10 protein-coding genes are annotated in these 13,198 nt (G+C 61.2%); 2 read left to right on the top strand and 8 right to left on the bottom strand.

Features of this window, described 5'->3' with window-relative positions; all coding sequences use genetic code 11:
* Positions 1-83: 83 nt before the first annotated feature.
* Positions 84-1,283: a porin gene (locus FH08_RS0147345; protein WP_031365077.1), complete on the bottom strand. Its 1,200-nt coding sequence runs from the start codon at positions 1,281-1,283 to the stop codon at positions 84-86.
* Between the two features lie 486 nt (positions 1,284-1,769).
* Here FH08_RS0147345 and FH08_RS0147335 point away from each other — a divergent pair, with 486 nt between their 5' ends.
* Positions 1,770-2,612 carry a DMT family transporter gene (locus FH08_RS0147335; protein ID WP_031365076.1) on the top strand — a complete coding sequence of 281 codons (843 nt, stop codon included), beginning with the start codon at positions 1,770-1,772 and terminating at the stop codon, positions 2,610-2,612.
* 127 nt (positions 2,613-2,739) lie between these two features.
* Here FH08_RS0147335 and FH08_RS0147330 read toward each other — a convergent pair whose 3' ends face one another.
* From FH08_RS0147330 to FH08_RS0147300, 7 genes are all read right to left on the bottom strand, one after another.
* Positions 2,740-3,204 carry a hypothetical protein gene (locus tag FH08_RS0147330; protein WP_031365075.1) on the bottom strand — a complete coding sequence of 155 codons (465 nt, stop codon included), beginning with the start codon at positions 3,202-3,204 and terminating at the stop codon, positions 2,740-2,742.
* 159 nt (positions 3,205-3,363) lie between these two features.
* A complete protein-coding gene (locus tag FH08_RS0147325; protein WP_031365074.1) occupies positions 3,364-4,626 on the bottom strand; it encodes a type II toxin-antitoxin system HipA family toxin in 1,263 nt (420 codons plus the stop codon).
* Positions 4,616-4,948: a helix-turn-helix transcriptional regulator gene (locus tag FH08_RS0147320; RefSeq protein ID WP_031365073.1), complete on the bottom strand. Its 333-nt coding sequence runs from the start codon at positions 4,946-4,948 to the stop codon at positions 4,616-4,618. Before FH08_RS0147320 ends, FH08_RS0147325 begins: the two co-directional genes overlap by 11 nt.
* Positions 4,949-5,273: 325 nt before the next feature.
* Positions 5,274-6,845 (bottom strand): S53 family peptidase, encoded by a 1,572-nt coding sequence (locus FH08_RS0147315; RefSeq protein ID WP_031365072.1) that lies wholly within the window; start codon positions 6,843-6,845, stop codon positions 5,274-5,276.
* 96 nt (positions 6,846-6,941) lie between these two features.
* Positions 6,942-9,350 (bottom strand): S53 family peptidase, encoded by a 2,409-nt coding sequence (locus tag FH08_RS49945; RefSeq protein WP_051889075.1) that lies wholly within the window; start codon positions 9,348-9,350, stop codon positions 6,942-6,944.
* Positions 9,351-9,601: 251 nt separating this feature from the next.
* On the bottom strand, positions 9,602-11,206 hold the full coding sequence (locus tag FH08_RS0147305) for a hypothetical protein (protein WP_051889074.1): 1,605 nt from the start codon (positions 11,204-11,206) through the stop codon (positions 9,602-9,604).
* 82 nt (positions 11,207-11,288) lie between these two features.
* Complete coding sequence (locus tag FH08_RS0147300) at positions 11,289-12,113, bottom strand: helix-turn-helix domain-containing protein (protein WP_031365069.1); 825 nt, start codon at positions 12,111-12,113, stop codon at positions 11,289-11,291.
* A 514-nt stretch (positions 12,114-12,627) separates the two neighbouring features.
* Here FH08_RS0147300 and FH08_RS0147295 point away from each other — a divergent pair.
* Positions 12,628-13,044 (top strand): hypothetical protein, encoded by a 417-nt coding sequence (locus FH08_RS0147295; protein ID WP_031365068.1) that lies wholly within the window; start codon positions 12,628-12,630, stop codon positions 13,042-13,044.
* The last annotated feature ends 154 nt before the right edge of the window (positions 13,045-13,198 follow it).

The raw sequence follows: 13,198 nt of genomic DNA, 5'->3' as shown, positions 1-13,198 counted from the left end.
CTCGCGCCCGAATTCAGGCGCACCGGCATGGCATAGGCATTCATCGATCAGTATGGCGAAGATTAACCACCTGTACCGCACGTTCAGAACTTGTGACGGATACCGACGATCAACGCTGTCTGCACGTCGGTCGACGAGTTGGAGAGGTTGCTGATTGCCGCGACCGCCGTCTTCCCGGTCGAATCCTTCCCGCTCGCGTGCTGGTAGATACCGACCAGATACAGGTCCGTACGCACGGAGAGCGCATAGTTCGCCGCGAGGTTGACCTGGCTGTAAGTGGCCCCGGAAATGCTGCCAATCGAGCTGCCCCGCGTATAGGTGTAGGCCGTGCCCAACTGCAAGGCGGGCGTCACCAGGTAGGCCAGGTTGATTTCTCCGATGTTGAAGGTCGCGGTCCCAGTCAGTTTCTGCGGGTTGAGACCCGCCCCAGCCTCAGCGCCGATGTCCTTGAACTGAACGTTGCTGTACACGCCGCCAATGGTCGCGTTGCCGATCTTGTACGCGGCGCCTGCGGACACGACCTGCCATGTATGTGCCGACGCGAACCCGCTATACACCGGGCTCGACATATTGAGCGCCGAGGTCGACGTCGGCGAGTTCGCGCTGGGATTCGTACCAAAGACCGAGAAGTTGGGGTCACGCGCGTTCTCGTATGACACGCCGAGGGCCAGTGGGCCATTGTCGTAGCCTGCGCCGAACGCATATATCTGGTCCTGCGTGAACTCCCCCGCCTTGCCGCCGAAGCTGTAGAAGCCGCCGAAGGTCAGGCCGCTATAGCTGGGACTGGCGTACTTGATCGAGTTGTTGATCCGGTTGGTGTTGTCGAGGTTGTCCATGTCGCCCGGATGCGAACCGTATATGCTGCCCCACTCTTTGATCGTCACCAGCTTCTCGGCGTTGCCCGATTCGAAGCTGCCGACATAGTCGCCGAGCAGGTCGTACTGGCGGCCGAGCGTCACCGTGCCCATGGAACCCGCCAGCCCCACGTAAGCCTTGCGGCCGAACTCCGCACCGCCCTGGCCCAGCGTGCCGTTATCCACGTTGAAGCCGCCTTCCAGACGAAAGATCGCCTTCAACCCGCCGCCCAGGTCCTCTGAGCCGATCAAGCCCCAACGATCGCCCTGCAGATTGCCGGAAGCCAATTCATACTGGCGGCTACCCTTTGAATTCGAATTGAACACGAAACCATTGTCGAGGAGCCCGTAAAGCGTCACCGAACTTTGAGCGTGTGCAACGCCGACCACCGACATGCATGCGGCAATTCCCAGGATTTGTTTCTTCATCGCCCCACCCCGAAGATATCGTGAAATAGATAAACCAACTTGAGAACCAGGTCCTGTAAGCAGGATTGCGAAGGATCGTAAGTGCGCAATTTTTGCCAGGTAAGACCAGTTTCCAAGATCACGATCGATATGGAAGATCATTGCTTCGCGGATGGCGGGGTTGTGCGCCCCGCGAGCAGGCGCCGCTGCAACACGAATGCGCCGGGCGCGGCAGGAATGCCGAACGCCTCGATCGCCGGCGCGATGACAAAGAGGACTGCGATCTCACAAGAGTTTCTCTAACTCGACTACCCAATTAATCTGGTTTGTTAGCGAGTCACAAAATCGATATCCTTCTTGGCGCGCCGCCGATTTCCGCGTGAGCGGTCATAAGCCGGCAAGCGGACACGCAATGACATCTCCGAGTCAGCTGACACTTCGCGCCGGTTAATGGTGCTCTTGCGCTGCGAGCATAAGTTCCCGCACCCCTTCCAGCCTGGAATCCGCATGCTCAGTTTTACCGGCGGTCTCGTCCTCTTTGCCGCCCTGCTCCACGCTAGCTGGAACGCGATGCTGCATGGCAACCGCGACCGGTTCCTGTCCATGACGTGGATGAGCATCGCCATCGCGGCGGTCGCCACGCTCGTGATCCTGCTCACGCCTCAGCCGGCTAATGCGGCTTGGCCGTACATCGTTGCATCGGGGCTCGTGCATATCGTCTACAACGTGACCCTCGTGCGGTCGTATCGCCGCAACGATCTGGCGGAGGCGTACCCGATCGCGCGCGGTTCGTCGCCGCTGCTCGTCACGCTCGGCGCAGCGCTCTTCGCGCATGAGGCGATCGGCCCCTTGCACATCCTCGGGATCGTGATGATATCGGGCGGCATCATTGCGCTCGCGCTGCAGGGGCGTCGCGTGTCCCGCGCGGGTGTGCTGGCCGCGCTGACGACCGGCGTGACGATCGCGTGCTATACCGTGATCGACGGCATCGGCGTGCGGTTATCCGGCCGCCAGGCGCTCGCCTACACCGCGTGGATGTTCCTGTTCTACTGGCTGATGCCGGTGCTGTTCGTCGCGATGCGTGGGTTCGCGGCGCTGTGGACGCCGATACGGGCCGCGCCAATGGCGGTCGGCTCATCGCTCGTTGGCGGCCTGGTGTCGATCGCGGCGTATGGCATCGTGATCTGGGCGTTGCAGTCGGGCGCGATGGGCTCGGTATCGGCGTTGCGCGAGACCAGCGTGGTGTTCGCGGTGCTCATCGGGCGGGTGTTTCTGCGCGAAGCGGTAAGTGGCAAGCGCTGGCTCGCGTGCGTGATCGTCGCGGCCGGGGCGGTTTGCCTGGGGCTTTGACCCGGCGCGCTTTCGATCCGCACCCGACGCGTTGGCTTGCTTTTCCGGCAACGAGAACCTTCTATGCGCACCGTCTTCATCTAGATGCGCATCGAGACGCGCCCGCTTTCCGCGCCTGATGTGAGCGTCAGAGCATCGTGTGCAATCCATCCATTACCTGCACGGTCGCATAGCCCTGCACCAGATTTTCGAAACCGCGTACGACATCCGCTTCCATCTCCCGGATGCCCTTCTCCCCATGCAAACTAAATTTGCCGGTCGTGTTGTATCGGCGATTGAAGTAGTCACTCACCTCATCGACTTTCTCCGGACTGGCCGAATCGGTATAAAAGACCGATCGAGGCGACGCTGCATCGTAAAACAGGTTGTGTTTCCATTTCGGTACGAACGAAACAGGCTTCGAATCAGTGATTAAAAACGAGCCGATAAGTTGTAGCCGATCCTTTCTCCCCTTCGGCGTCACAAACGTCCACACCTTGCGAGGGAGGCGTTCCTTCAGTTGTTCGAGCAAAGCTCCGTCAGACCCGAGCGTACCAATGCGGCCCTCCTTCACGTCGAGCGCGAAGTCCTTCCAATGATAGAAAATATCCACATCTCTCCCAGTTTTTGATCAATTTGCCACGAAGTCTCACGCGGAGAAATCCGGCGGAGAATGGTCAACCCATTTTAATGCCCGAGGCGGGAATGCGTTCGAACTGTTTCCCCGATGTACGACGGACACTCTTTTATGCCTTCACCTCATGCTAACGCCTCAAACATCCGGCGGGATTTCAAAGAAGAAGCAATCAGGCAGCATGGCGGAGGCAATGTAGCCGATGTCTTTGTCCGACACCCCGCAGGCGAAGAAACTGTCGCGCCAGTTCCGGATCACCTCGACGATCCGATCAATCTCCGCGTGCGCCGCTTGCTCGGACAACCCGAAGCGGCCCGCTTGCGACAGCAGGTTGTAGATGCTGGCGGTGCGGCCGTAGCTGCCAACGGTTAATGCCAGGTCACGCCGCTCCAGGCTGACCACCGGCGCCGGCACCAGGTCGTAGGCGGGCGATAAGCGCCATCCCTTCTGCCTGCGCAGCAAGGCATGGTTACGCGGGTGATCGTCGTTATTGGTCACCGCGGCATTGAAAACCATTCGCCTGAACAATTCAGCGCAGTCGGCTTCCGGCTTGTCGGACCAGCGGCGCAGGTTATCGGCCAGCAGGGGGTAGGACCAGCGCTCACGGTCCAGGTGACTGTCACCGCAGTCGAGCACAGTCAGCCCGCTGACGAGCCCGAAGCGCAGATAACCTTTATCCGTGTGGTCCCGGTCGAAGCGCTGCAGCATGAGCACAGCGCTGTCGCCGACCGTCTGCAACCGCGCCTGCGTGACGTTCAGGCCGCAACGCCGTGCGAGATCGAGCGTCGCGAATTCGACCTGTTGCAGGTTGAAGCGATCATCCCTGGAGGGAAACTTGGCGAGCCAAAGGGTTTGCGCGTCCTCGATCGTGGCCTTCGGCCGGGCACCGCCCATGCTGGTGCCGGGATCGAGTTGTTCGAGCAGATGTGCGGCCACCTGCCGCCCTTCCTCGATCGCCTGCGTGGCCGCGATCAGTTCAGCCAACTGATGCGTCCGGTTGTAATGGCGCTTCGGCGCGGGCGGCTCGGCTTTCAGCCCGAAGCTCAAATACCCCGCACCGTCCTGAGGACCATGCAGCAAGTAGTCGATCTCCTGGAGGTCAGCCGCACTGCGTTCAAGCTTGTGCTCGATCACGCGCCGCCCCCAGGCATCCGGGCCGGCGTCCCGCACCGCACCGGGGACGCCCTTGAGCTGGGTGAACTCGAAGACCTGTTTGGCGAGCGGCAAGTGGAATGGATCGAGTGAGACCGCCTCTCGCCTCTGGAGGTAGCGATCGCCATAGCGGAAACGACCAATCTGCGTGCCATCCGGCAGCGTCTGCACCCTCAGCAGCGCCGCGGGCACCGTCTCCAGGGCGCCGGGAAGCTGGATGTAGATATAGGCTTCGCGCTCAGAAGTCATAGTCGTCCCTGACCTTCCTGGGCTTGGCGGCACGCGTTGGGCGGCGCGACGCTTCAAGCGCCTTGCCGTGCAGGTCAGCGTCAGGATCCGCGACGGCATCGAGGGCCTGCTCCAGACCGAGCGCCCACAGGACGGTAAAACAAACACCGATCGCCGTGCCTGGCTTGCCGAGCTCCAGCGCGGTGAGTGTGTTGCGATTGATGCCAGCCTTGCCGGCGAGGTCCGTTGCCGACCAGCCGCGCCGGAGCCGCGCAATCCGGATACGCTGTCCCAACTGGGCAACCCGCTCGGCGGCGTGGACCGGTGCAACAAAAGTGCTCATTTTACTAGGCATTGAAGTCGTTAATGCCTAGTATATTAGGCAAATATTCAGGAAAATACAAACCTTGCTTGCCGATTTTGCTTACTTAAATAGGCAAAAGTCATTACAACGCCTAATATTTTAGGCATATTGTCGGTCAGGTTCACATAGTCCCCTGCGAATGTGACCTCCTGTCTGGCTAAGACACATCCGTGGACGAGATCAATTCGCGCGTCGGGAAGAAGCGTCGAAAAAAATAAGCAGCCGATCCAGCGCTTGGCAAGGGCGTTCCTGTGCGCTCGCTCACGCCCGGATGGCTGCGTTCATCCTGGAACCGAAGCGGGCGTCAGAGTGCAGTTGCAAGCTTTTGACCCACTGGACGTCCGAGACCGGTGCACGCATCCCATCCGACCGAGGCGAAGAAGTCTCCGTTATTGCCCTGCGCGATATCGCTCAGATCGACCGCGATCTTGTAGAGCTTTGGATTGATGTAGCCGACGGGACTGCCCGTACCGGTGTTGATCCGCGCGATCAGGCCGGCCCACAGCGGTGCTACCGCGCTCGTTCCGCCGATTACCATGTCGTTGCCATCAACACGAACGTCATAACCAGTCTCGGGATCCGCGTCGCCTGAAACATCCGGGACGCCCCTCATCTGCAGCGGCTGGGTCAATCCCTGAGCCAGCGTGACGTGCTGTCCCGCCTGCCAGGCAGGCAGTGCGAAGAAACTGCTGACACCACCGCCACTCGCCCCCCCGCTCGCACCATCGTTCCAGACCGTTTCGCTTTCGATGGTTCCATTGGTCGCGTGCACGCTGGTTCCGCCGCATGCAAGCGCGTAGGGGCTGGAGGCAGGAAAGTCGACGTGATCCGCTCCATCATTAAGGCCATCGCTAGACCCGTTGTCACCCGACGCGACGCACACGGTGATCCCCATCGCGGCAGCCGCCTGGAACGCCTGGTCGAACGCCGTCATCGCCTGCTGGGTCCACGACGACTCCGGGCCGCCCCAACTGATCGAGATCACCGACGGCTTGTTGGTTGTATCGTGAATGGCGGTCGTCACGGCATCAAGGAATCCGGCGTCGGTATTGGGCGCAAAATAGACGGCGATATGGGCAGCGGGAGCGATCGCACCGGCTACTTCTATATCGAGCATCACTTCGCCATCCGGTCCATTCGCGTCTCCTGTCGGATGATTCTTGCCGTGGTCGACGGAGATGGCGGAAACCTTCGGCGCAGTGATACCTAGTTGTGCGAAATAAGCCTTGAGATCGGCCGGGCGGTATCCACCGCCGAGCTCGATGAGCGCGATACATTCACCTTGCCCGGTCCCCGCAGGAAAGTCGTACAACGAGGCGAGCTGGGTGGGCATGAAGGACGTCGTGGCGCCCGCTGATGCTCGCCATTGCACGTTGCCGTGAGGCAGCCGGCTGCGGAAATGCGGCCGCGCCTGCGGGCGATTGTCGAGTCCCAGTACGGCCTCGACAACGCTGGTCAACTCGTCGGGTAACTGGATCGATCCCGTTCGCCCCCGATACGAGCCGCCAGCATGCTCGTATTGCTGCAAGTCAATACCGAACGCGGCATTGAACTGCGCGACCGTCCCGGACAGGATCACGGTCCGGCGCGCCGCGTGTTCCTCGACGACCGCAAGTGCGTGATGGGTCGCGAAAGCCCGTATAGCCGCGATGTCGGCAGCATCGGCCTCGAAGTGTTTCGCGAAATCCTCTCGTTTGACGTGACCATCAGATGTGTCGCCGGCCGCGAGCTTTTTCACTCGCTCCGTGAAGGCATCGGCCGAACGACGCCGCACGAGCACCGTCACTTCGAGTCGCTCGGCCGGATTGGCCTTTCCGGTGGACCGCGCGCCGTCGAATGGCGCTCTTTCGCTACCGCTGAGTACATGTGTTGCCATGGCTTAAATCTCCTTGGGTGAACAAAAAAACGAGGTGAGCAAGAACCCTCACCCCGTCAAAACGACGGCGCAAAACCATGCTCGCCGCGCCCTTCGTCAGGCCGCAGCCGCTACGAGCAGGTCAGTACTGGTTCCGACTCCTGGGACCACCTGCTGCGCAGCCCAGCTCGCACCGTTATAGGCCGACCACCAGATCCGCTGGTCGCCCGTCATCCCCTTCCAGGCGGCAAACACCCGGTTGCCGAACGTGGTAACGCCCGGACCGATACTGCTAAGCACACCCGGGATCTGTTTCTGCGGCGTCCAGCCCGTGCCGTTAAAGCTTGCGTAAAAAAGCCTCTGGTCGCTGAATTCGCCCTTCCAGGTCGCGAACAGCTGGCGGCCGTACACGGTGAGCGAAGGCCCTTCGCTGGTGCCGGTGCCGGCGATCAGCTTCTGCGGTGCCCAGGTGCTCCCATTGAAGGTGGAGTAGTAGAGGCCTGGATCGCCGAATTCGCCCTTCCAGGCGGCGAACAGCTGATTGTCGAACGTCACGATCGCCGGGCCAACACTGCTTGCAACACCGGGGATCTCCTGCTGCGCAGCCCAGGCCAAACCGTTGAAACTCGACCACCACAGGCGCTGATCGTCCTCCATGCCTTTCCATGCCATATAGAGCGCGTTGCCATCTACCGTGAGACGCGGTCCCGAGCTCGTGGCGACTCCGGGGACCTGCCTCTGCGGCGCCCAACTCGTGCCATTGAAGCTGGACCAATAGATCCCCTGATCGAACCCTTCGCCCTTCCACGCCATGTAGAGCTGGTTGCCGAATGCCGCGAGCGCAACCCCGGCGCTTGTTCCCACACCCGGCACCAGCGTTTGGGGCGCCCACGTCGCGCCATTGCCGGTGGTGAAGAAGATGCGGTCGTCGAATTCCATGCCCTTCCATGCCATGAACAGCTTGTTGTCGTAGACAGCGAGCGCGGGCGGCAGCCCGATGCCGAGCAGCGCCGTATTGAGCGCCGTGCCGTTGATACTGCCCAGACCCGTCACCGCGTCCCAGCCCGGCCCTGCGTTATACGATCCGTTCGTGCCCGAGGTCACGTCGTCGAAGACATACGGCCCCTCGTTCGTATAAAGGTTTTGATTGAGGAATCCGAGCGGTGCGCCGAGCGTTGCGTGCAGCACCGCGCTCAGGCCTGCATAGAGCGGCGCGACCGCGCTAGTCCCGCCCCACACGCCGATAGACTGGCCGTTCAGCAGCAGCGGGTAGCCGCTCGAAGGATCGGCGTTTCCGGCGACATCGGGTACGCCGCGGCCGGTGTGTCCCGTGGGATTAACCGACGCGGGTACGTTCGCCCACGACTGCCAGGGTTGCGGCGGAAATACATTGCTGATGCCGCCACCGCTGCCCGACCATGCTGTCTGCGTGAACGTGGTGCCGGACACATTGGAGATCGTCGTGCCCCCGCATGCAGTGATGCCTGGGTCCGACGCGGGATAGCTGACTTCGGCCGGGTTTTCCGAGCCGCTGTCGCCGGACGAAGCGAAGAGCGTGACACCCAGCGCCTGCGCTTCGGCAATCACGCTTGTGAGCGCGCTGATGTTCGGCCAGCCGCTTTCGTTGCCGCCCCAACTGATCGAGAGTACTGAAGGACGGTTGGTCGCGTCGTGGATTGCCGTTGAAAATGCGTCCACCCATCCCTGGTCGGTATTAGGCGCGAAATACACGACGAGCCTGGCTCCCGGTGCGACCGATCCCGCGACGGCGATATCCAGGATCACTTCAGTGTCGGCGCTGGCGCCCGGCGAATTGGCCGCGCCATCGATGCCGACTGACGATACCGCCGGCACGGGCAGGCTGGCGATGTTCGTGAACCATGCCTGGACGTCGCTCTCGCGGTAACCGCCGCCGAACTCCAGGATGCCGACCGTCTGGCCTGCCGCAGAAACGGCAGGAAACCCATACAGTTTTGCAACTTGCGCTGGCAGGAGCGCTGTTGTCGCCTGTCCGCTTGCTGCCGGTCGCATCATGGGCTGCGCAAGCGGACGCGTGTCGAGGCCATGCACGCTTTCTACGATGCCGCCCAGCGCGGCCGGTACGCTCGCGGGCCCTGTATGACCGAGATAGCTCGCGGCGCCCGTATGGAACGTCTGCAGCTCGACCGAGAAAGCCTGGTTGATCGCCTGCACGGTGCCGGAGACGACCACGGTCCTGCGCGCTGCATCGCTTTCCACGACCTTGAGTCCATGACCAGAGGCGTACGCCTTGACGCTATCGAGGTCCGCTGCGGCGGCGCCGTACTGGGCGGCAAACGCTTCGCGAGAGATATAGTGCCGGGCTCTGGGCGGCGTGCCGGACATGTCTCCCAGGCTTGCCGACGGTGCGGCGCCATCCTGCGGGCGCACGCGGATGCTGACAAGGAGCGTTGCATTCGGGTCGGCGGCGCCGATCGGCACCGCACCAGGTACGAGCTTGTGTTCAGAATGGGGGATGGCAAACGTCGTTGCGGAGTTTTGAATCATTTGAAGCTCCTTCAGATGGGTGACGTGAAGTACGTCGGGGCAAGCTCTCTCTCACTTGAATGCACCGGCAACAGCGGCCAGGACGCTATCGGCCGACAACGATCGGCCGACAGGAATCCAGCCGGATCTCCGGGAACGGCGACCTCGGAATCAGGATCGGCTCAGGTAGCAACTCAGGTAGCAACTCAGGTAGCAACTCAGGTATCGCGACCGATGGCGTGCGCCCACCGGCCGTCTTGCAGGGGACGCCGTTACGCGTGCACGCCGGACGGTGCGGCGTCGGACGGTGGCGGGACGTTCGCCGGCGCAGGGCTCACCATCGGGGTCTCGGGCCGCGCAGCAATGCGAGTGGGAAAGATCGCGCTCACGATCCGGTCGATGAAGGCGAAGAACTTGTCGGACGCATAGCCGGCGACGAACGCGATGGCGAGCGGCGAAAACTCTTTGCCGCCCTGAAGGAGCTCGCTGAACAGCCCGATGGAAATACCGACGATCACAGCGGTGGTGATGTGAGCCCGGTAAGCGACCTTCGAATGTTGCGGATGGAACAGGCTTGCTGAAGACTCGGCGCTCAATTGCCGGAGTATTGCCGCGCACGCGCCGAGCCATGAGTACAACACCGGCAGCAGGAAGCTCGTGATGGCCCCCACGAAAGCGAGATTGACGTCGCGGTCATTGGTCGCCATTGCGCGAATGTCCTGATAGACCGCGATCTTCTGAAAACCCTGTTCAACCGCGTCTTCGGGACGCCATGACGTGTTCGTGCCCGCTTGATCCACTTGATTCGCCTGATCCATCGGCCCGGTCGCGAGCAGCGGCAGGTCGACCTCGAGCGCGCGCCGCCGGCTGTCGGGATCGCAATTCCAGTTGGTTGTCTGCATCGGGGCGTCAGGGTTCGCTCGCGGACCGGAGACCTTTTCCAGGTTCACATTCCACGTGTCCGCTCGCTTGCCGGTTGGCGCGTACCCGGTGCAGACCGGCTTGTAGGGGCTCTCTGCTCCGCCGACCAGCAGAAATTTTCTGATCGCCTCGGTCCGCTTCACATCGGCATAGAGTTGCCGGTTGTTGGTCGCAAATTGCTGCAGCAACTCCTTGATCTGCAACGCGGCCTGGGAGTTTTGCAACTGCACGACGGCTTCCGGATTTTTCTCCTTCGCGTCGATAATGCTCGCGCGATAAGCCTGCAACAGGTTGTGCATCGTTAGCGCCGCCGAATCGTTTGCCTCGACGACCTTCGAGACATCCGTGGAAATTTGATTGGCCACAAACAACAGGCATGAAAGCGATATCACGAGGAAAGCAAGGGAGAAAGCCGACCATGTATAGATCCTGATCGCGAACTGCGCGCCCTTGCGCGCTTGCTTGCCCGCCATACCGGCCATCACTGGCGCGACGCACCGGGCTATGCGGCTCATGCCAGCATAAAAGCGCGCTTCCGTCCTTGCATTCCAGAGCAGGTCCTGCTGCGCGGCACGCGCGATCGACAACGAGGCAACGTCGCTCTCGTGGATGACCTTGCCCGTCTGCCCTGCATAGGAGACCATATCGCCGCAACGGTCCATGTCGTCGGCAATCTGCGCGCCCGGATACCGAACGGCTCGGGCGATCCGGCCTACCGCCGCACGAAAGTCCGCCTCGTCAGCTGCGCTCAAGGTCTTCTGTTCCACCGCATGCCGCGTCGCACGCACGATCTCGATGTCGGCGTCCTCCACCGGCGCAGCCGTTCTTGCCCCATGTGCAATCAGCGTTTCGCATCGTTCGACGTCCCGCAAGACCCTGTCGAGCGCTGCGCTATCGTAGCTTGTGTCGTTGGCCGGCCCAGTCGGCGAAGCTTTCGAGTCCGAATGATTGTCCATGTCAGTCTCCTCTTTGGCGGCGAGTGCCTACAGGCGGCCGCGCACGATGAGATCGAGCGTAGCGCGCTCTGATGGAGGGGCGTTAGGACGATCGTGATAACCGATAAGACAATCTTGCGCCGGCCTGATAGGCACTCGGGCAAACGCCCATCTCGCGCCGGAAGGCCCGAGTGAAGTACGAGAGATCGTTGAATCCAACCGAGTAGGCCACTTCCTTCACGAGCGCGTCCGGGTCGCCCAGGCGATCGCACGCCCGTTCTATCCGCAAGCGCAGCAGATGCTGACCGAAGCTCACGCCATGCTCCAGCCTGAAGGCGCGGCAAAACTGTGACGGACCCAGGTGGCACAGGGCCGCGACATGACCCAACGCGATCGCGCAATCGAGATGTTGCGCAGCGTATTCGATCGCCGGGTGCGTCCTGCCCTGCTTGTGGTGCTCCGTGGCGCGCGATAGCGGTACGACATCTGCTCGCGTGGCGTCGGAATGGCGGATCGGTTCCCGCCGGTTTGCCCGCGTCGACGACGGAAGCGTCAGGACATCCCCGCGCAGTTCTGTCGGCGCAGCCGGCTTCATTAGCAGACCCCAGACCGGAGGCTGCAGCGACAACATCGCGGCAGCCGCGGAGCTTCGGTCCGTAATCACGAGAATGGGCAGGCTGGGATGCTCCTGACCGATGCGCATCAAATCATCGATGCCTTGTGGGTCCGGCTCGTCAAACTCGAAGCACAGGAACTGAGGCGTGTGAGTTTCGATGGCGTGGTCAACCTGCGTTGACTCGCGGACCCGGTGTACGTCGAAAGTCTGGTCGAGCGAATCCACTAGCGATACGCCCGCGCTCTGCTTCAGGTCCACCCATAGAAACCGGGGGCCGCACGCCACGTTCGATGATTCAAATGAATTGCGCATGTCAAGTGTCCCTTTCAATTGTCATTGATCGGTGTGTCGCCGTCTTTCAGGAAGTCCATTCCGTTCCACTCATCGAGGCAATGCTTTGGAGATTCCCGGCTTCCGGCAGAGCCCGGGTGTGTCACCAAGCTTGTTCGCGCGCACCTATATCTGGCAGCGAATGCGCGCCGTGACTTTCCACGCGGATAGGAAAGGACGAACTTATGTCGTTTCAATCGACACCAAGCCACTCTCTATGTGCGTTTAAATCTTTATTTGTGGTGCAGTTAAAAGCGGGGCTAAATGTGGCTGTTAATCGTTTTTTATTCGTTTTTATTCGTTTTTTATTATTAAGCCGATGTAGAACCGCTTTAACTGGGTACCCGAAAGGAATCCGGGCCTGAAACTGCGGTCCGGGAAAGCATCTGCGACGGGTTTTGGTGTGTCTGTACTATCAGGCAAAACGCGGCCTCGATATACCCTCATTGGGTAGGAAAATCACCCCCCTTCCGGAGGTACGCTATCGCGTCGATTAGTGGTTGAGCATCAGGACGAGTGGCACGTCGCGATTCCCACCGCGATAGGTGGTTTGTCATTCGCCGCGGCGCTCTTCCTGTCCTCACCGTACGAGGTGATGGCCGCCTTTACGCTCGGCGCGGTCGGCGTCTATACACCGCATGCTTCGTTCTGGCAGTTGCCTCCGCGCTATCTCAGCAATGCAGCCGCCGCTGCGGGGATCGGGCTCATCAATACGATTGGCACGCTCGCCGGATTCCTCGGACCTTATGCGACCGGCTGGCTTCACGATGTCACCGGCTCCTACCGTGTCCCGATGCTCGGCGTTGCCGCGCTGATGTGCATGTCCGCAACTATGGTAGTGCTCATTGAGCGCAAGAGCCGCACTGCGCTACCGTCGGTGGCCCGCGCCCCTCATGCCTTGAAACATCGTTAATCACAAAAGCCGATTAATCTAAGCAGATATTCCCATTGGAATGATAAGTGACTCTGCGATATCGTCGCACGGTTGGGCGCATCATCGCATCATCGCAAAGAACGGGCACGATTTTCCCGCACAGGCGGATGAGAAATGATCGCGCGCCGGTCCC

The sequence above is a fragment of the Caballeronia sordidicola genome (assembly GCF_000729995.1).
In the GTDB taxonomy this organism is placed as follows: Bacteria; Pseudomonadota; Gammaproteobacteria; order Burkholderiales; family Burkholderiaceae; genus Caballeronia; species Caballeronia sordidicola_A.
The sequence above is the reverse complement of the archived record's forward strand: the minus strand, read 5'-3'. Positions and strand labels throughout refer to the sequence as shown.